Source organism: Halpernia frigidisoli, assembly GCF_900113805.1.
Lineage (GTDB): Bacteria > Bacteroidota > Bacteroidia > Flavobacteriales > Weeksellaceae > Halpernia > Halpernia frigidisoli.
The window spans coordinates 61,548-81,626 of the sequence record NZ_FOQT01000001.1; the positions used below are offsets into that span (position 1 = coordinate 61,548).

At 34.3% G+C, this 20,079-nt stretch carries 13 protein-coding genes and 1 tRNA gene; all 14 read left to right on the plus strand.

Features of this window, described 5'->3' with window-relative positions:
• Window positions 1-4 precede the first annotated feature (4 nt).
• The 14 genes from lat (at window position 5) to BM238_RS00345 (ending at window position 20,078) form a co-directional block, all read left to right on the plus strand.
• Window positions 5-1,339 (plus strand): L-lysine 6-transaminase, encoded by a 1,335-nt coding sequence (gene lat / locus BM238_RS00280; protein ID WP_090078197.1) that lies wholly within the window; start codon window positions 5-7, stop codon window positions 1,337-1,339.
• A 56-nt stretch (window positions 1,340-1,395) separates the two neighbouring features.
• Window positions 1,396-1,635, plus strand: coding sequence for a DUF2007 domain-containing protein (locus tag BM238_RS00285; RefSeq protein WP_090078198.1), 240 nt, complete (start codon window positions 1,396-1,398; stop codon window positions 1,633-1,635).
• A 111-nt stretch (window positions 1,636-1,746) separates the two neighbouring features.
• Window positions 1,747-2,223, plus strand: a complete 477-nt coding sequence (locus BM238_RS00290; protein WP_090078199.1) for a GbsR/MarR family transcriptional regulator — start codon at window positions 1,747-1,749, stop codon at window positions 2,221-2,223.
• Window positions 2,224-2,312: 89 nt separating this feature from the next.
• Window positions 2,313-3,500 carry an efflux RND transporter periplasmic adaptor subunit gene (locus BM238_RS00295; RefSeq protein ID WP_090078200.1) on the plus strand — a complete coding sequence of 396 codons (1,188 nt, stop codon included), beginning with the start codon at window positions 2,313-2,315 and terminating at the stop codon, window positions 3,498-3,500.
• The gene (locus BM238_RS00300; protein ID WP_090078201.1) at window positions 3,500-6,646 is read left to right on the plus strand and encodes an efflux RND transporter permease subunit; all 3,147 of its coding nucleotides are present in this window, start codon (window positions 3,500-3,502) and stop codon (window positions 6,644-6,646) included. Before BM238_RS00295 ends, BM238_RS00300 begins: the two co-directional genes overlap by 1 nt.
• Window positions 6,647-6,662: 16 nt before the next feature.
• Window positions 6,663-8,186 (plus strand): efflux transporter outer membrane subunit, encoded by a 1,524-nt coding sequence (locus tag BM238_RS00305; protein WP_090078202.1) that lies wholly within the window; start codon window positions 6,663-6,665, stop codon window positions 8,184-8,186.
• 128 nt (window positions 8,187-8,314) lie between these two features.
• Window positions 8,315-8,388: transfer RNA gene (locus BM238_RS00310), tRNA-Ala, on the plus strand.
• 184 nt (window positions 8,389-8,572) lie between these two features.
• Window positions 8,573-8,827 carry a hypothetical protein gene (locus BM238_RS00315; RefSeq protein WP_221404916.1) on the plus strand — a complete coding sequence of 85 codons (255 nt, stop codon included), beginning with the start codon at window positions 8,573-8,575 and terminating at the stop codon, window positions 8,825-8,827.
• Between the two features lie 22 nt (window positions 8,828-8,849).
• Window positions 8,850-11,330, plus strand: coding sequence for a type I restriction-modification system subunit M (locus BM238_RS00320; protein ID WP_090078204.1), 2,481 nt, complete (start codon window positions 8,850-8,852; stop codon window positions 11,328-11,330).
• 11 nt (window positions 11,331-11,341) lie between these two features.
• Window positions 11,342-12,556, plus strand: a complete 1,215-nt coding sequence (locus tag BM238_RS14265; protein ID WP_177205400.1) for a restriction endonuclease subunit S — start codon at window positions 11,342-11,344, stop codon at window positions 12,554-12,556.
• Window positions 12,557-12,585: 29 nt separating this feature from the next.
• Entirely contained in the window at window positions 12,586-13,437 is an 852-nt protein-coding gene (locus BM238_RS00330) for a hypothetical protein (protein ID WP_090078205.1), read from the plus strand.
• Between the two features lie 10 nt (window positions 13,438-13,447).
• Window positions 13,448-14,875 carry a DUF262 domain-containing protein gene (locus tag BM238_RS00335; RefSeq protein WP_090078206.1) on the plus strand — a complete coding sequence of 476 codons (1,428 nt, stop codon included), beginning with the start codon at window positions 13,448-13,450 and terminating at the stop codon, window positions 14,873-14,875.
• Entirely contained in the window at window positions 14,865-16,925 is a 2,061-nt protein-coding gene (locus tag BM238_RS00340; RefSeq protein ID WP_090078207.1) for a GmrSD restriction endonuclease domain-containing protein, read from the plus strand. Before BM238_RS00335 ends, BM238_RS00340 begins: the two co-directional genes overlap by 11 nt.
• A 102-nt stretch (window positions 16,926-17,027) precedes the next feature.
• Window positions 17,028-20,078 (plus strand): type I restriction endonuclease subunit R, encoded by a 3,051-nt coding sequence (locus BM238_RS00345; RefSeq protein ID WP_090078208.1) that lies wholly within the window; start codon window positions 17,028-17,030, stop codon window positions 20,076-20,078.
• Window position 20,079: the final 1 nt, after the last annotated feature.

Genomic DNA, 20,079 nt, shown 5'->3' on the forward strand with positions numbered 1-20,079 from the left:
AATTATGAATGATGCAATCGCTTCTTATCCGCAAAAAACCAATACTGTAAAGGAAATTCTTGGAAAACACATGCTCGCAGATGGTTTTGATTTTATAATGGATTTCGAAAAATCCCACGGCTCTTATATATATGACAGTTTTACGCAATCTGAATATTTGGATATGTTTTCTATGTTTGCTTCCACGGCGATCGGTTATAATCATCCTTATGTAAAAGAAAAATCAGCGTGGCTGGGAAATTTAGTGGTAAATAAGCCGACTTTGGCAGATGTTTACTCGCAGGAATATGCAGATTTTATGGAAGTTTTCGAGCGTGTTTTAATTCCAAAAGAATTGCAATATTGTTTCTTTATTTCCGGCGGCGCTTTAGCTGTAGAAAATGCGATGAAAGCTGCTTTCGACTGGAAAACGCGCAAAAATTTTGAGAAAAATATTGATAAAGAAGCAGGAATATGTGTGCATTTCAGACAGGCTTTTCACGGCAGATCTGGTTATACATTATCATTGACGAATACTGCTGATCCACGAAAACACCAGTATTTTCCAAAATTTAACTGGCCTCGTATCGAAAATCCAAAGCAATATTTTCCCATTGATGAAGCTTCTTTAGCCAAAACAATGAAGTATGAAAATGTAGCAATTTCTGAGATTAAAAAGGCGATACTTGAGAAACCCAATGAAATTGCCTGTATAATCATTGAACCAATTCAGGCGGAAGGTGGGGATAATCATTTTAGAGATGAATTTTTTGTTGAATTGCGTAAGATCTGTGATGAAAATGAAATTCTCTTGATTTTTGATGAAGTACAAACCGGCGTTGGTTTGACGGGAAAGATGTGGGCTTTTGAGCATTTTAGTGTATCACCGGATATTATTTCTTTTGGTAAAAAAACCCAGGTTTGTGGGATTTTAGCCAACAGAGAAAAATTAGATCAAATTCCAAATAATGTTTTTAAAGAAAGTTCCAGAATTAATTCCACATTTGGCGGAAACTGGGCAGATATGCTTCGTTTGCAGTTAATTTTAGAAGTGATCGAGAAAGAAAATTTAGTTGAAAATGCCAGAAATATGGGTGTTTTTTTGCTGGATGGTTTAATAAAAATTGAGCAAAAATTTCCTATTTTAATTACAAACGCGAGAGGTCGCGGTTTAATGTGCGCATTTGATCTTCCAACACCTGAACTGAGAAATGCTTTACAAAAAGTTCTTTATGATCATAAATTGATCGTTTTAACCTGTGGCACGCAAAGCATCAGGTTTCGTCCGCACTTAAATGTTTCTTCGGAAGATTTGCAAAAAGCCTTAAATATTATTGAAAACGTTTTAGAAACGATGTAGATTTTATTTTTTGTTTATTTTTTTCGTAAATTTGAAGTGAATTAAAAATTAATGTAATGGAAGAAATGACAAGAGTTTCAGTTTTTGAAAGCACAAATCAACAGGAAGTTCAGCTTATAAAATCAAAATTAGAGGAAAAAAATATCACTGCAACTGCAGAAAACTCTTATTTAACTTTTTTGAGTACGCCTACGGCAAATAATATAAAGTTGATGGTAAGTTTGAAAGACGAGCAGGACGCATTTAAAATCATAGATGCTTACATACAGCAAAGCGATCTGGACATAAAAAACTAAACAATAGATTTTATAAATGAAAGTAACTTTTTTAAGTTGCTTTTTTTTTGTCCTTTTGGTTCGGTTTGTTTAGAACCAATTTCTTAGATTTGCTTCTTGAAAAAAATAGTAATGGTAAAAACCTTAGAAATTGATGATCAGATTTTCCACAAGCTGGTCAATTTTTCCATGAACAATTTTCAGCTTCCGCCTTTAGCGGCAAAAATCTACGCGTATCTCACTTTTGATTTCGAAATGAACGGTGTTTCTTTTGAAGAACTCGTTGAAGATTTGAAAGCAAGCAAAAGTTCCATTTCTTCTAATCTGGAAATTCTTCTAAAAAGCAAATACATCACAACACTAAATAAAATCGACGAAAGGAAAAGATATTTTACCTTAAATCCTGATTATGTGAAAATTAGATTTGGTGGAATAATTGACAGGCTGGAAAGGGAAGTTGATATATTAGAAGACCTTCAGGTTTTGGTAAAAAGCAGAAAAGTTGAAGAAAATTCCAGTTTTTATATTAACAAAATGGACATTTATACTGAACTATTGAAATCAAATATAATTCAGTGCACCAATACTTTAGATGCATTGTACAAATAATTAAAATTAAAAAAATGTAAAATAGAAGTTTAAAAAACTGAAAAATTTTTACTCTGCTTGATTACAAATTAAAAAAATAAATAACAAATATGAAATCTCATTTAATTTTATTTGCGACTGCTTTAGTCCTCTTTACTTCTTGTAAGAAAAAAGAAGCACCAAAGGATACGGGCCCAAAACCTTTTCCGGTAGTACAGGTTGAAACAAAAAATTTAACAGGTTACCAAACTTTTCCGGCGAGTATTGAAGGTAAAACAAATAATGACGTTCGCGCAAAAATTCAGGGTTATATTACTCAGGTTTTAGTTAATGAAGGTGAATTTGTTACAAAAGGACAACCCTTATTTCGTTTAGAAACCAATGTTCTCTCGCAAAATGCATCTGCTGCAAAATCCGGCGTTTCCGCTGCACAAGCAAATGTTTCTGCCGCAAATGCTTCTGTAAATGCTGCAAAAGTTGAGGTTAATAAATTAAGACCTTTGGTTGAAAAAAATATAATTAGTGATGTACAATTGCAGACCGCACTTGCAGATTTAGCTAAAGCAAATGCCGGAGTTCAGCAGGCAAGAGCAGCGCAATCACAAGCGCAGGCAACTTATAACGGTGCCGCGGCAAATGTGGATTATTCCGTGATCCGTGCGCCGATAAGTGGCGTTGTTGGTAAATTACCTTTAAAGGTAGGAAGTTTAGTTGGCCCGACGGATGCGATTCCATTAACAACAATATCAGACACATCCAGCGTATTTGCATTTTTTAGTATGAACGAGAAGCAGTATTTCGACTTTTTAGAAAAAGCAAAAGGCGCAACTGTTAATGAAAAACTGAGAAATCTTCCCATGGTTGATCTGGAACTGGCTAATGGTAGCAGCTACGGCGAAAAAGGAAAAATAGAAACTGTAACCGGACAGGTTGATCCTGAAACCGGAACTATTCAGTTTAAAGTGGCTTTTACAAATCCACAGAAACTATTGAGCAATGGTAATTCCGGTGTGATAAAACTGCCAAAAGCTTACGATCAGGTTTTGGTTATTCCTGAATCTTCTACTTATGAAGAGCAGGGTTTAATTTATGTTTACAAAGTTCAAAAAGACTCAGCCGTAAATTCAATAGTTGAATTACAAGACAGGGTAGACAATTACGCGATCATAAAATCCGGATTAAAGAAAGGCGATAAAATTATTGCCTCTGGTTTTACTGGTTTAAAATCAGGAACAAAAATTAAAGAACAGCCCGTGAAAATGGACGATATGGTAAAATCTATAAAACCAATATTTTAATGATAAAGAATTTCATAAACAGGCCCGTTCTTTCTACCGTAATATCCATTATGATAGTGATTTTGGGCGTTTTGGGTTTACAAAAACTTCCTGTGACACAATATCCGGATATTGCGCCGGCTACTGTAAAAGTTTCTGCAAGTTACTCTGGTGCCAATGCAGAAACAGTGATGAAAAGTGTCGTGATCCCTTTAGAGGAACAGATCAACGGTGTGGAAGGAATGGATTATATTCAGTCAACTGCCGGAAATGACGGATCTGCGAGTATCAATGTATTTTTCAAACAAGGTGTTAATGCAGATATTGCAGCGGTAAATGTTCAGAATAAAGTAGCACGTGCAACACCACTTTTACCAAGTGAAGTTACACGATCTGGTGTAATTACGCAAAAACAGAACAGTAGTGCCTTAATGTACCTTACCTTTTACACTGCTAATAAAGATTTAAATGATACCTGGTTGCAGAATTATTTGAATATCAACGTTATACCAAGTTTAAAAAGGGTAAATGGAGTAGGTGATGCCAACGTTTTTGGAGGTAAAACTTATGCCATGAGAATCTGGCTTGATCCGGCAAAAATGGAGGCTTATGCTCTCGAACCAAGCCAGATAACAGCGGCAATTAATTCCCAAAGTAGGGAAGCAGCTGCCGGCTCAATTGGCGCAAACAGTGGAAGTTCCTTTGAATATACCATTACCTATCAAGGGAAATTTAGTGATCAGGGACAATATGATAATATTGTTATAAAAGCACTTGGAAACGGACAGTTTTTAAGGCTAAAAGATGTGGCCAAAGTAGAACTTGATGCACTTTCTTATTCTGGAATCGGAGAAAATGGTGGAAATCCTTCCATCAGTATGGGGATATTTCAAACGCCGGGTTCCAATGCACAGCAAATTATTGATGATATCAAAGTTTATCTTGATGGTGCCAAAAAGACCTTTCCAAAAGGTGTAGGTTACGTCGTGAATTTTGATACCAATGAATTTTTAGATGCTTCGATTGAAAAAGTTTTAACGACTTTATTTGAAGCTTTTGTTCTGGTATTTATTGTAGTTTTTATCTTTTTACAGGATTTTAGATCAACTTTGATTCCGGCGATCTCAGTTCCGGTTTCAATTATCGGTACTTTTTTCTTCTTAAATTTATTTGGATATTCCCTTAATTTACTGACGCTCTTCGCCTTGGTTTTAGCGATCGGTATTGTCGTCGATGATGCGATTGTCGTCGTCGAGGCTGTCCATGCAAAATTGGAGCAAGGTATATCGGATAGTAAGCAGGCAACTGTTGCTGCGATGGATGAGATTACGGGGGCGATTATTTCTATAACTTTGGTAATGTCTGCCGTTTTTATTCCGGTAACTTTTATCACAGGTCCAACCGGCGTATTTTATCAGCAGTTTGGTATTACTTTAATTATTGCGATCTTAATTTCAGCAGTTAATGCCTTGTCTTTAAGTCCTGTTTTATGTGCTTTATTTCTTAAAGGAAATGACCACGATCAGGCTTATAAGGATAAAAATATTTTTCAAAAATTCTTTTATAAATTTAATGTTGGTTTTAATACGGCCACAAAAAAATACGGGCAGGGTTTCATTTTTCTATTACGTCACAAATGGGTAACACTCATTATTTTTGGAGTTGCCGGTGGTTTATTCTGGTGGGCGAATTCCAAAATGCCTGCAGGTTTTGTACCTAAAGAAGACCGTGGGATCATCTTTGCAGACGTGCAGCTGCCAGCTGGTTCCTCAATGGAAAGAACTTATACTGTTTTAAAAGAATTGCAAACAAAAGTTGTAGGTGTTCCCGGAGTTAAAGGCATGACCATTTCCACTGGTCGTGGTTTTCTTTCCGGCAACGGTAGTAATTATGGATTGGCCTTTATTAAATTGGCAGATTTTAAAGAACGTGCAAAGGATTCTGACCAGTCTGTAGAAAGTATTACCAAAAAATTATTTGGCGCTTCATCAGGAATTTCAGAAGCAAAACTTGTGTTTTTTCAACCGGGATCTGTTCCGGGTTATGGCTCAAGTTCTGGTTTTAGTCTGGTTCTTTTAGATAAATCGGGCGGAGAATTATCAGCTTTAGATGCCAATACTCAAAAATTTATCGGCGCATTAAGTAAACGTCCGGAAATAGAATTTGCACAATCATCATTTAATACCAAATTCCCACAGTTCACGCTGTCTGTAAATGTTGCCAGAGCACTGGAAAGTGGCGTTTCAGTGGATGATATTTTATCAACTATTCAGGGTTATGTCGGTGGTGTTTATGCCGCAGATTTTACGAAATACGGAAAACAGTTTCGTGTGATCGTACAAGGCTTACCGGATATGCGAAAAAGCGTGGCAAGTTTAAACAGTATTTACGTTAAAACTGGTTCCGGTGTAATGGCGCCGTTGTCTCAGTTTGTTACTTTTGACCGGTCTTTTGGTCCGCAATCCGTCAGCCGATACAATCTTTTTACCTCTGTGGATGTCACGGGTAATAATGCCGTGGGTTACAGTTCCGGTGATGCGATTAAAGCTGTGCAGGAAGTTGCTGCGCAAAATTTACCGCCAACTTACAGTGTAGAATTTACGGGCTTGTCGCGTGAGGAAATCAGTTCAACATCGCAAACTGCCATTATCTTTATTTTAAGTTTGGTCTTTGTTTACTTCATTTTAGCGGCGCAGTATGAAAGTTACGTTTTGCCTTTCGCAGTCGTTCTTTCTTTGCCTTTAGGTGTTTTCGGAGCTTATATTGGTCAAAGTATCGCTGGTTTGGAAAATAATATTTATTTCCAGATCGCCTTAATAATGCTCGTTGGTTTATTGGCAAAAAATGCGATTTTAATTGTCGAGTTTGCCGTTCAGCGTAGAATGCATGGTGAAAGTATTGCTTTATCAGCCATTAATGCTGCAAAAGCAAGGCTTCGTCCGATCTTGATGACCTCTTTTGCGTTTATTTTTGGAATGTTGCCTTTGGTCTTCGCCAGCGGAATTGGTTCCGTAGGTAACCGTTCGATTGGTACAGGTGCGGCAGCAGGTCTGTTTTTTGGTACTTTCCTCGGTTTATTTGCAATTCCGGTATTGTTTGTGATTTTTCAGACTTTGCAGGAAAAAATTAAACCTTTAAAACAGGAAGACTTAAACTTAGCCGAATAATTTTTAACAGAAAAAAATGAAATTATCAAATATAAATTTTAGGAGAATTTTTGGGGCAACTCTTCCGCCTTCCGTTCCCAATCTTTTTGTAAGCTCACAAAAAGGATTTCCACTCAAGTCGGGTTGCAGATTTTTGCGCTTAAGAAATGTTGCATCAGTAGTTGCTTTTCTGCTTATTGCATTGTCGCTTAGTTCATGTTTTACGAGAGAAAAATACACGAAACCTGCAGAATTTAATGAAAATATATTCCGCAGTGATATGTTGCCGAAAGACAGTAACACAATTGCAAAAATATCCTGGAAAGAGTTTTTTAAAGATCCAGTATTGCAAGGTCATATTTCAAAAGCGCTTGAAAATAACTTGGATATCAGAGTGGCGGTTCAAAATATTATTGCCGCTGAAGCTTCATTAAAACAAAGTAAAGCAGCGCTATTACCAACATTATCTGCCGGACCGGGTTATTCATTTCAAACACAGTCTATAAATACACAATTTGGTAGCATCATCGGCAGCAGACGATATGTCAATCAGTTTGATCTTACGGCTAATATGTCTTGGGATGTTGATATTTGGGGAAGATTAAAATCTCAGGAAAAAGCACAATTAGCTGCCTATCTTGGGACTGTCGCAGCACATAAAAGTGTGAAAAGTGAACTTGTTGCAGCAATCGCTAATAATTACTATCAGCTCTTGACTTTAGATGAGCAGAAAGACATTATTAACAGAACGATAGCAATAAGAAATAAAAATCTTGAAACAACTAAAGCCCTAAAAATTGCCGGGATTTTGACTGAAGTAGCAGTGCAGCAAAGTGAGGCACTGGTTTTTAATGCGCAGGCACTTTTAGTTGATATTGACGTACAAATACAGTTACTGGAAAATTCTACGAGCGTTTTATTGGGTGTAGCACCGCAGGCAATTGCGAGAACATCTTCCAAAGATCAAACGTTTCCAAATGGAACTTCTACCGGTTATTCTTCTCAATTGCTATCCAACAGACCGGATGTTTTGCAGGCAGAATTTAACCTAATGCAGCAGTTGGAATTAAAAAATGCTGCAAGAGCAGCTTTTTATCCTTCCTTGCAACTGACGGCAAGTGGCGGTTTACAAACTGTTGATGTTGACAAATTTTTTACTGTAAACTCACTTTTTGCGAGTGTGATTGGTGGTTTAACGCAACCGATCTTTAATGGAAGACAGATCAGATCAAATTATGAGATCAGCAAAGCCAATCAACAGATCGCTTATCTCAATTTCCGAAAAACTTTTTTAACGGCGGGTCAGGAAGTATCTGATGCTCTAAAAAGATTTCAATCTCAGGACGCTTTTATCGGTTATAAAATCCAGGAAAAAGACGCGTACCAAAAATCAGTTGACGATTCTCAGGAGCTCGTAAATTATGGCCTCGCCAATTATCTGGAAGTGTTGAACGCAAGTGAAAGATTACTTACGGCAGAATTAAATATCTCAACAGCAGAACTAACGAAAATGCAGGCAAACATAGAATTATACCGGGCTTTAGGCGGCGGCTGGAGATAGAAAATTATTTCACAAGAATATGTCAACTGTGAATTTTAAAAATTGACAATTATTCATTTATTAAAAATTCACAATTTTTCACCTTCAGTAATTCACAAATATTTGCTATTATTGCAAAACCAATTTTTGGGGGATTAGCTCATCTGGCTAGAGCGTTTGACTGGCAGTCAAGAGGTGGTCGGTTCGATCCCGATATCCTCCACAATTTTTAAAATAAAACTCCCGATTTTTTCGGGAGTTTTTTTGTCATATATAATTTTTCAACTATTTTATTTTTAAAAATTGTACTTAAAGTATCTTTAAATTTACTTATTACTTACGGTTTCCCGTAAAGATGCACATAATTTTTTGGCTATATTTGAGCATCTTAACAAAAAATGATACAAATGATTAATTATAATGGAGACTTAGCAATCGATCTTGACACTGTAAAAGCAATTAAGATGGTGTTTCTTCCGCAAGGTGGTAATCTAATTTTTGAATTTAATAACATGATAGTCCCAATTAAAAATGAAGATACAGGTGAAATGGAATTAAAGTCATTCAGAAATGATGCTATATCTCACTACATTGATATGCGAGATAGTCTTCGGGCTTATTTTGATGAATGGGTGGAGTTTTGGCAGGAAAGTAAAAAATAGTTAAGTGATTTAAAAATAATAAATGGCCATAAAAAAAACAGAACTCTACCGCTCACTTTGGGCGAGTTGTGACGAATTACGCGGCGGAATGGACGCCTCTCAATATAAAGATTATGTACTCACGATGTTATTTGTGAAGTATATTTCAGACAAAGCAAAATCAGATAAGGATTTTGCCATCGAAATTCCAGATGGTGCCTCTTTTGAGGATATGGTGAACCTGATCGGGAATACCGAGGTTGGTGATAAAATCAATAAGCAAGTTTTGAATCCGATTAAAGAAGCCAATGGTCTGAATGATTTTCCCGATTTTAATGATGAAAGCAAATTAGGCAAAGGAAAAGATTTGGTGGAAACCGTTTCTAACCTGGTCAGAATCTTTAATGACAACAGTTTAGATTTTTCTAAAAACTCGGCAGAAGGCGATGATATTTTGGGCGATGCATATGAATATCTAATGCGGCATTTTGCGACAGAATCAGGTAAATCGAAAGGTCAGTTTTATACGCCTGCCGAAGTTTCCAGGATTTTAGCAAAGGTGATTGGAATTACTTTTAATAACGCGACAACGCAAACTACGGCTTATGATCCGACGTGTGGATCGGGATCGTTGCTGTTAAAAGTGGCAAACGAAGCCGGAAAAGCCATTACGCTTTACGGTCAGGAAAAAGAAACCACCACCGCCAACTTGGCGCACATGAACATGATTTTGCATGGTGCGGAAACGGCAGAGATTGTTGCCGATAATACGTTGACAAGACCCGCGTACAAAGAAGACGACGGCAGTTTGAAACGTTTTGATTACGTGGTTGCCAATCCGCCTTTTTCATTAAAAAGTTGGAGCAATGGTGTTAATATCGAAAGTGATGAATTTGAGCGATTTACTTTAGGCGTTCCGCCCGAGAAGAATGGCGATTATTCTTTTCTGCTGCATATTTTGCAATCTATGAAAGCCAAGGGAAAAGCCGCAGTGGTTTTGCCACATGGTGTTTTATTTCGTGGAAATGCAGAAGGTGAGATCCGTAAAAATATTTTAAAGAAAGGCTATATCAAAGGGATTATCGGTTTGCCGGCGAACTTGTTTTATGGTACGGGAATTCCGGCCTGTATTATTATTTTAGATAAAGAAAATGCAGAACATCGGAAAGGGATTTTTATGATGGATGCCAGCAAAGGTTTCCTGAAAGATGGTAACAAAAACCGTTTGCGGGAACAGGATTTGCGTAAGATCACGGATGTATTTACCCAAATGCAGGAAGTTCCCAAATATAGTCGCATGGTTCCGATGAGCGAAATCGCCGATGCTAAAAACGATTACAATTTAAATATTCCGCGCTATATCGATACGCAGGAAAGCGAAGATATTCAAGATTTATTGGCGCATTTGCAAGGTGGAATTCCGCAGCGTGATCTGGAAGCCATGCAAACTTATTGGAACGCTTATCCAAAACTTAAAAATGAACTTTTTTCGTCTTTGCGTGAAGGTTATTTACAATTAAATTATGAGCCTTCAGATATTAAGCCGACGATTTTTGGACATTCAGAATTTAAAGCCTTTAATGAAACTTTAAACCAAACTTACAACCATTGGTTGAGCGACCAGTTTGAAATTTGGGAAAAACTGGAAGTTCATTGCAACGGAAAGGATCTGATTGCGCAAATGAGTGAAAGTCTGCTCAAAGCCTTTGAAAATAATACTTTGGTGAATGGTTATGATTTGTATCAACATGCGATGACCTATTGGCAGGAAACGATGCAGGACGATGTGTATTCTATTTCTTTGGATGGCTGGAAAGCCGGAAATGAATGGGAACGCACCATTATTAAAGGAAAGAAAGGCAAAGATGGAAAGGCTGGAAAAGATAAAGAAGTTTCTGGTTTGACAGGAATTGAAGGTAGAATGATATCTCCTGATCTATTGATAAATTTTTATTTTAATGATTTGGTGCAGGAAATTTATGCTCTTAAAAATGAAGCAGAAAACGCGCAGATTTTAATTGCGGAAATTGAAGAAGAGCAAAGCGGCGAAGAAGGTTTGTTTGCAGATCTGGAAAAAATAAATGCCGGGGAAGTATTAAAATTATTAAAAGCCAGGCAGAAAGAAGACCTTAAAATGGTGGCAGAACCAAATAGCAAGTACGGCACTCAAACCATAAAAAGTGATCTGGAAATTTTGGAAGATTATCTTTCTGCGTCCAGTACCATTAAAGAAAACAATGCGACTGTAAAAATTTTAGAAGCGCAACTGGAAGAAGAAGTCATTGCGAAATATCCTGAATTGACTGAAGACGACATAAAAGAATTAGTTATTCAGCATAAATGGATGGCGCATCTTACAAGTACATTACACCAGGAACAGGATAAAATCTCGCAGGGTTTGACCCAAAGAATAAATGCTTTGGCAGAACGGTATGCGACGACATTGGCAAGTTCGCAAACGGAATTGGCAGCAGCCGAAACCAAAGTGATGGCTCATTTAGAAAAAATGGGATTGGTATGGTAAAGGAAGCGAAGATGAAGCAGACGGAGATTGGTTTGATTCCGGAGGATTGGGAAGTTGTAATTCTTGGTGAAAATTGTTTGTTAAAAGCAAGAATAGGTTGGCAAGGACTTACCACTTCAGAATATTTATCTTCTGGAGATTACTTTTTAGTTACAGGAACTGATTTTAAAAATGGATACATTGATTGGAATAATTGTGTTTATGTAGAAAAAATGCGATTTGACCAAGATAGAAATATCCAATTAAAAGAAAATGATGTAGTTGTTACGAAAGATGGAACAATTGGAAAAGTTGCTTTTATAAATAAAATTTTAAAACCTACTACTTTAAATAGCGGTGTTTTTGTTTTAAGATCAAAAAATAATAAAATTTCCAATAGGTTTATTTATTATATATTGATGTCTTTCTACTTTGATGAATTTTTAAATAAAATCACAGCAGGATCTACAATTACACATTTATATCAAAAAGATTTTGTCCACTTTAATTTCATTTGTCCACCACTCGCCGAGCAAGAAGCCATTGCAACGGCCTTAAGTGATTGCGATTCCTGGATTGACAGCATAGAAGAAGTTTTAGCCAAAAAACGCCTCATCAAACAAGGTGCAATGCAGGAATTGTTGACGCCAAAAGAGGATTGGGAAGTGAAGAATCTAGGAAAAGTGATTGATGTTTTTAGAGGTGGATCACCGCGTCCAATTCAAAATTATATGACTGATAAAAATGACGGTATCAATTGGATAAAAATCGGTGATACTTCGTCAACAGGAAAATATATTTTTGAAACTAAAGAAAAAATAATTCCAGAAGGCGCTAATTTCTCTAGGAAAGTTTTTAAAGGTGATTTCCTATTATCTAATTCAATGAGTTTTGGTCGTCCGTACATTTTAAAAATTGATGGTTGCGTTCATGATGGTTGGTTAGTTTTATCTAATTATCAATCAACCTTTAATACTGAATTTCTATATTATTTTCTACTTTCAAAAATAGTAATCGATCAGTATAAAAGTAAAGCGGCAGGAAGTGGCGTATTAAATTTGAATAAAGTTTTGGTAAGTAGCGTTGAAGTATATTTTCCATCACTTTCGGAGCAAACGCGCATCGCCACGATCTTATCGGATATGGATTTAGAAATCGAAGCGCTGGAAGAAAAACTGCACAAAGCCCGTCAAATCAAACAAGGTATAATGCAGGAATTGCTGACGGGGAGAGTGAGGTTGGTTTAGGGGAATTTAAATAAAAACGAAAATAAATTATGGCACTATTCGAAGGAACTCTTGAAGAGTTTGAGAAATTTATTGGACCAGCAACCAATAAAGTCGTTACCAGATTGGGAAAGCAATTAAAGAAAACTCAAAAAAGTTGCCAGAATCATATTATTGGCGATAAAACATGTGGGGTTTGGAAAAGTCTAGACGCCGGTCATTTTTCGCATCTTGGCAATGATAGGAAATCAATGATTCAAGAAATATTAAAAAAGTATTTGATAAAAAATGGACTTATTTATCATGTTGATTTAATGTTATTCTTAGATGAATTTGAGAAAGCTCATTCTCCTTTAAATAAAAACCTCATTATGTTGTGCAGACAGCATCATATAAATTATGATTTAAAGAATAGAATTAAAGATAAAAAAATCACTATTGAACAAAATTATAATGACACTGAAATCTCTGAAAATGATATCCAAGAACCTATTTTAATATCACAAGAAATACTGTTGAATAATTTAGCTACAAGAGTTGATAAAAAAGTAGTAAAAGATAAAATTATTTTTCTCTTAGCTCATCTAAATATATCTACAGAAAATTGCGCTTTTGCAAAATATACAAATAAGAAATGGCAGTTTGATATAGCGGAAAAAAAACTCGATCAAGATTACAACTTTATTTTTTATAACAGTTTAAATTATTCTTTTGATGTGGGAAAAATAAGTAGATACGCAATTCAAAAAATAATCCCAAAGCTTAAATCAAAGACATATAAAGACAGAAATAATGAAAAATCATTTAATATTATTTTTGATGGGACTGATTATGTCGAAATTGGAAGTGATCAGATATTTGAAATAATTTATAGTGGTAAACTAGATTTAAAAATAATATAATTTGTGAAAGTTGGAAAATATAAAATTAAATAATGAAGCAGATATTATTTCAATCTCTAAATTTCTAGAACTGAATGATATGCGTATTCCTGAATACCAAAGATCTTACAAATGGACAGATAAAAATGTGATGCAACTGCTTAATGATATTTTCACCCATAAAAATAAGAGTAGGTATCGGTTAGGTACAATTGTAATTCACAGAAATTATATAGCCTCCGAAAAAAAGGTGTATAATGACATTGTAGATGGACAGCAACGATTTACAACTTTGAGAATAATATTATATGCAATAGGAAAATTGTTAGAGGAAAGTAAAGAAAATTTTGAGCCATATATTATAAATCAAACTACTGAACTTATTCAGAAAGTTGATAAAATTCCCATTTATTACAGCAGTAAAGAAAGTGTTAAAAGAATATATAACAATTTTCAAACTGCTTTTAGAATTATAAGCAAATATGATACACTTACCATCAAAGCATTTTTAGAAAAGTGTGAAGTAGTGATATTTTATATTTCAGACATAACTGAAGCATTTCAATTTTTTGATTCTCAAAACTCCCGGGGTAAAGATTTATATCCGCATGATTTATTAAAAGCATATCACTTACGAGAATTTGATGAAAATGAGCAAAAGCAACAGGTTGAGATAGTAACTAATTGGGAGAATTATGAATCTGATGAATTAGCGTATGTTTTTTCAGATTATTTATATAGGATAAAGGGTTGGGCAGATCAAAACTCCTCACGTAAATTTTCTAAGCGAAATGTTGATATGTTCAAAGGTGTTAATGTATCAAAGGAAAAATCATATCCTTATATTAAATCTTTACACATCGCACATCGGTTTGTAGAAAATTATAACAATAATTTTGAAAGACAAATTGATAAGCAAGAATTTGAATATCCTTTTCAGTTAGATAGCATAATGATTAATGGAAGAAGGTTCTTTGAATATACTGCGCATTATAAGAATATTATAGGAGGTTTTAAATTAAAATATGAAATAAAAGAATGGTCTGATGAATTATCGTCATCACAAAAAATATTTTTTTTAGTTTATTATAATCAAAAAAAGCACAGAGACGGAGAACAATATTTAAAAGCACTTTTCGAATGTCTGGTTATTTACTATATTGATAAATTTGGTTTCGAAGAATTTGATTATTTTCTTGAAAAAGCATTTGTATGGGTATTTTCTATGCGCTTTCATTACCAAAGATTAGGTTTTGATTCTGTCGATAATCACGTTATTCAAAACACCAATTTATTTAATGTGATTAAGCGAGCAATTTACCCTGAGCAAATAATTAATGCAAATATTTCTGGTGTTTTACCAAGTAAACAACAAGTAGATAATTATTCAGTTAAGAATGATCGTATGGATAGTAGAATAGGAATTTTTTTTAAAAGCAAATTGTATTATGCAAATTAACCACTCCGATTTAAAATCGCTCAATATAAAGGATTTACTCTTAAATGATGATAAATATATAATTCCAGTTTATCAAAGAAATTATGAATGGAAAAAAGAACAAATAGAGCAACTACTCATAGATATCAAAGATTATTTTATTGAGGAAAACGATAAAAATTATTATATCGGAACATTGATAGTAGATAAGAAGAAGACAAAAAATAATGTTTACGAAACTATTGATGGACAACAGAGGTTAACTACAATCAACATTCTTTGCTGTGCTATGAAAGAATTAAATATTGATATTCATCAATACTTTAAAGAACCTATAATTAGTTTTGAAAGTAGAAAAAATTCGGATGAAACTATTGATTATATCTTTAATAATGGAGGTAAAGAAGAACCGAAATTCCTTAAATATAACGTTGGTATTTTTGACGGAATAGTGATATCCAAGGATTTGCTTTTAAAACTAAAGAATGAATTATCTGAAAAATTTGATCAATTTATAATTTATTTTTTTAAAAGAGTATTTATCCTACGAGCGCAAGTACCAGAAGATACAGATATGAATCATTATTTTGAAATAATGAATTCTAGAGGGGAACAGCTTGAAAAGCATGAGATATTAAAGGCTCGTTTAATGAAGGAACTTAATACCGGAGATAATCCAATGCAGTTAAGACAGCATTTTAATTTTATTTGGGAAGCCTGTTCCGATATGATTACCAATGTACAGCTGCATTTTCAAAAAGAATATAGAAATAATATTTTTGGAGAAAACTGGTTTGATTTTGTCATTAAAGATAGTGAGGAACTTTTTAATACATCAATATATGCTATTAAAAATAATGGAAAGGCACCTTCTTTAGGAGCTGAATTTAAAACAATAATTAAAGCTACAGATATAAACTTAGTTTTAAATGAAATGTTTGATTCACAATCTGTAAACGAATCAGAAGGAGAACAATTCCAGCCAATAATTAATTTTGAAAATTTCTTGTTACATGTTTTAAAGATACAAGAGCAAAGTTATGATGTAAGTTTAGACGACAAGAGACTGCTGTCATTTTTTGAAAACATTTTGAATCAAAAAGAAGATAAAGTAAAATTTGTTAAAGACTTGACTTATACACTTCTTCAAACAAGATTTCTGTTAGATCAATATATCGTAAGTAGAAAGTACACTAATTCTAGTGATAGTTGGAGTTTGCAATGTCTGAAGTTTTACAGTAAAGATGATACACGTGAAAAAGATAGCTATAGCTATGTAAATACATTTACAGACCAAAATAACGGCAAGTTAATTATGTTACTATCTATGTTTCATGTTTCTACGCCAACCCAAATATATAAATACTGGCTTTTTGCAGCACTTAATTATTTAGTTCAGAACCTTTCCATAGAAACTTTTGATGAAGGCGAGAAATCAACTCAGATACAAGGTGACGATTTTATAACCTTTCTTGAAAATATAGCTCAAAAATTCATGTTATATAGGCACTTAGCAAATAGTGTTGAAGATTATAATAAAATAATTTTATCACCGCATTTATTGGAAGATATAAAACCATTTAATTTTGAAAATAAAGTTAGTTATGGAAATATTGAAAGTAATTTAGTTTTCAATTATTTAGATTATATACTGTGGAACGAAAACCAGACAGAATATAAAGATTTTGAGTTTAGTTTTAGAAGCTCTGTTGAACACTATTATCCACAAAATCCTATTACAGGAGAATTTTTAACCAAAGAGTTAATCAAGGATGTGAATATATTAAAATTAAAAGATAAAAATGTAAGTTTTGATTTTCTTAATTGTTTAGGTAATTTATGTCTTATAACTCATAATAATAATTCTAGATTGAGTAATCATATGCCTAAAGCGAAAAAAGATTATTATGTTCAAGCTAAGTCGAAAGATAGCATTAAGCAATTATTTATGATGAATGACCAAAAGTATCCAAATTGGAAAGCAGATGAAATTTTTGAACATCATAATGAAATGATTAGTAAATTATCAAATACTCTATTTATGGAGGAAGATGAATTAGCATTCTCATAATTTATCTTTGAATTGCATAAATTTAAAAAATATACATATGTATTTTTACTGTCTTATAGAAAGCTACAAAATATATTTAATCTTCAGATAAAAAAATATAACATGATTAACCCCATAGAACGCATTACCCAAAACCGCATCATTAAATTGTTTACCGAGCAATTGGGTTATATCTTTTATGGTGACTGGGAAGATCGTCTCAACAACAGCAATGTAGAAACAACCTATCTGCGGAAATTTTTAAAGAAGAAAGAATATTCCGATACTTTGGTAGAGAAAGCGATTACGGAAGTGACGCAATTAGCCAGTTCTAATACAGGTAATTTATATGAACGCAACCAAAAGATGTATAATCTCTTGCGTTATGGCGTAAAAGCGAGACCGGAACTGGGCGAACAGTTTGAAACCATTTTCCCCATCGATTGGAAAAATTGGGAAGACAATGAATTTGGAATTGCAGAAGAAGTCACGCTTTATAATGACAAACACAACCGCCGCCCAGATATCGTGCTTTACATCAATGGAATTGCTATCGGGGTTTTAGAACTAAAAAGAGGAACTGTAGATATTGCGGAAAGCATCCGCCAGAATATTTCAAACCAACAGGAATTGTTTTCGCAACGGTTTTTCACAACTGTCCAGTTAATAATGGCTGGAAATAATACGCAAGGTTTACGATATGGAACTACCGATACAAAACAGAAATATTACCTTTCCTGGAAAGAAGAGGACCAGGATAATGAAGATTACAAACTTGATAAATACCTGAAGAAATTATGTGAGAAATCCCGCATGATTGATTTACTCTACAACGGTGTTATCTATGATGCTGGAGTTAAAAAATTACCACGTCCTCATCAATATTTTGGTTTGAAGGCGGCGCAAGATTTTGTGAAACGCAGAGAAGGTGGCATTATCTGGCATACACAAGGTTCGGGAAAATCCTTAATGATGGTGATGATTGGAAAGTGGATTTTAGAAAATATTCCCAATTCCAGAATTGTAATTCTTACGGATCGTACGGAATTAGACGACCAGATCGAACGGGTTTTTAATGATGTTGGCGAAACAGATATTGCAAAAATAAAATCTGGAAAAGAATTGATGCATTATTTGCAGGCTTCTAAACCGCGATTAATCTGCTCTTTGATTCATAAATTCGGTAATAAAGGGGAAGCAGATTTTGATGTTTTTATTAAAGAATTAAAAGAAAATCCGATTACGACCCAAGGTGAAATATTTGTTTTTGTAGATGAGTGTCACCGTACGCAAAGTGGGAAACTGAATGAAGCCATGAAAGCCATTTTGCACAATGCAGTATTTATGGGTTTTACCGGAACACCTCTGTTGAAAGTCGATAAGAAAACCACGATGGATGTTTTCGGTCGTTATATTCATACTTATAAATTTAATGAAGCCGTTCAAGATGGTGTCGTAAAAGATTTAATGTATGAAGGAAGACAGATTGAGCAAAAATTAACTTCTCAGAAAAAAGTAGATGAATGGTTCAACATCAAAACAAAAGGACTGAATGATTTCCAACGGAATGAGTTGAAAAAGAAATGGGGAACCATGCAAAATGTGCTAAGTTCGAAAGGACGAATGGAGAAAATAGTGGCAGATATTGTAGTTGATTTTAGCACAAAACCACGTTTAGCCAGTCAAAATGGAAATGCCATTTTGGTCGCAGGAAGCATCTATGAAGCCGCCAAATATTACAGTCTTTTTCTGCAAACCGAACTTAAAGGAAAGTGTGCATTGATTACTTCTTACAATCCAAATGCAAGCGATATTTCCAAAGAAGATACCGGTGCAGAAACGGAAACAGACAAAGAATTTATTTATAAAATCTATAGCGAATTACTAGAAAAGATAAGCGCAAAAGGCAATAAAACTAAAACTGAAACCTATGAATCTGATGTAAAAGAACTTTTCAGAAAGCAACCTGCAAGAATGAAACTGCTGATCGTAGTTTCTAAATTATTGACTGGTTTTGACGCGCCGCCTTGCAGTTATATTTACATCGATAAAAAAATGCAGGATCATACTTTGTTCCAGGCGATTTGCCGCGTAAACCGTTTAGATACCGATGATAAAGATTACGGTTACATTATAGATTACATGGAATTATTTGGAAATGTAACTGACGCGATTGATGTTTATACATCAGAATTGGATAGTGAAGGTTTTAGCAAAGAAGATGTTTCTATACAGTTGAAAGACCGTTTAAAAGTTGCAGCAGAACGATTAGAAGTTGCCTTGGAAACCGTAGAAGCCTTGTGTGAAAATGTCCCAAATAAAAAAACTGATTTAGATTTTATTAAATATTTCTGCGGGAATACCGAAAAGGAAGAAGATTTAAAAGCGAACGAATATAAACGAATGGCTTTGTATAAAGCGATTGTAGAATATATCCGGGCGTTTGCTAATATGACGACTGACTTTGAAATTGCTGGTTACAAAGAGAAACAGATTAAACATTTTAAAGAGCGTCTGGATTTCTATCTTAATGTTAGAGAAGTAATAAGAATTGCAAGTAATGAAATCATTGATTTGAAAGTCTATGAAGCAGATATGCGTTTTCTTTTGGATACTTATATTAGAGCCGAAGAATCTGAAAAGATATCGCCATTTGAAGATATTTCTTTATTAGATTTAATAGATACCGATATGGATAAAGCAATTGATTCCCTACCCAAATCTTTAAAAGGAAGTAAAGAAGCCGTCGCCGAAGTAATTGAAAACAACGTACGAAGTAAAATTGTAGAAGAGCATTTGCTTGATCCGAAATATTTTGATGAGATGTCTGTGCTTTTAACGGAACTTATTGAGGCAAGAAATCGAGAGTCAATTTCATACCAGGACTATTTAATGAAAATAGCGGAGTTGATCAGGATGGTCAATAAGGGTCAGAAAGATGATGTTCCAAAATCGTTGAATACAAAAGGTAAAGTGGCATTATACCATACTTTGGAAAATGAAGAATTAGCATTGGTCTGTGATCGGGAAGTTCAGTATGCAAAACAGGAAGGTTTCAGGGATAATTTGATGAAGCAGCGAAAAGTGAAGAATGCAATCAATCGTGTTGTCGAAGATGAGGTTTTAGCAGAACAGGTTTATCAAATTATAGAGCAGAATAAAGAAGATTACTAAT

What these genes read in the sequence shown, in the direction of transcription:
- BM238_RS00340 (WP_090078207.1), top strand. Translation starts at nt 14,865, where the DNA reads ATGCAAATTAACCACTCCGATTTAAAATCGCTCAATATAAAGGATTTA.
- BM238_RS00320 (WP_090078204.1), top strand. Translation starts at nt 8,850, where the DNA reads ATGGCCATAAAAAAAACAGAACTCTACCGCTCACTTTGGGCGAGTTGT.
- BM238_RS00345 (WP_090078208.1), top strand. Translation starts at nt 17,028, where the DNA reads ATGATTAACCCCATAGAACGCATTACCCAAAACCGCATCATTAAATTG.
- BM238_RS14265 (WP_177205400.1), top strand. Translation starts at nt 11,342, where the DNA reads ATGAAGCAGACGGAGATTGGTTTGATTCCGGAGGATTGGGAAGTTGTA.
- BM238_RS00300 (WP_090078201.1), top strand. Translation starts at nt 3,500, where the DNA reads ATGATAAAGAATTTCATAAACAGGCCCGTTCTTTCTACCGTAATATCC.
- BM238_RS00285 (WP_090078198.1), top strand. Translation starts at nt 1,396, where the DNA reads ATGGAAGAAATGACAAGAGTTTCAGTTTTTGAAAGCACAAATCAACAG.
- BM238_RS00290 (WP_090078199.1), top strand. Translation starts at nt 1,747, where the DNA reads ATGGTAAAAACCTTAGAAATTGATGATCAGATTTTCCACAAGCTGGTC.
- lat (WP_090078197.1), top strand. Translation starts at nt 5, where the DNA reads ATGAATGATGCAATCGCTTCTTATCCGCAAAAAACCAATACTGTAAAG.
- BM238_RS00305 (WP_090078202.1), top strand. Translation starts at nt 6,663, where the DNA reads ATGAAATTATCAAATATAAATTTTAGGAGAATTTTTGGGGCAACTCTT.
- BM238_RS00315 (WP_221404916.1), top strand. Translation starts at nt 8,573, where the DNA reads ATGATTAATTATAATGGAGACTTAGCAATCGATCTTGACACTGTAAAA.
- BM238_RS00330 (WP_090078205.1), top strand. Translation starts at nt 12,586, where the DNA reads ATGGCACTATTCGAAGGAACTCTTGAAGAGTTTGAGAAATTTATTGGA.
- BM238_RS00295 (WP_090078200.1), top strand. Translation starts at nt 2,313, where the DNA reads ATGAAATCTCATTTAATTTTATTTGCGACTGCTTTAGTCCTCTTTACT.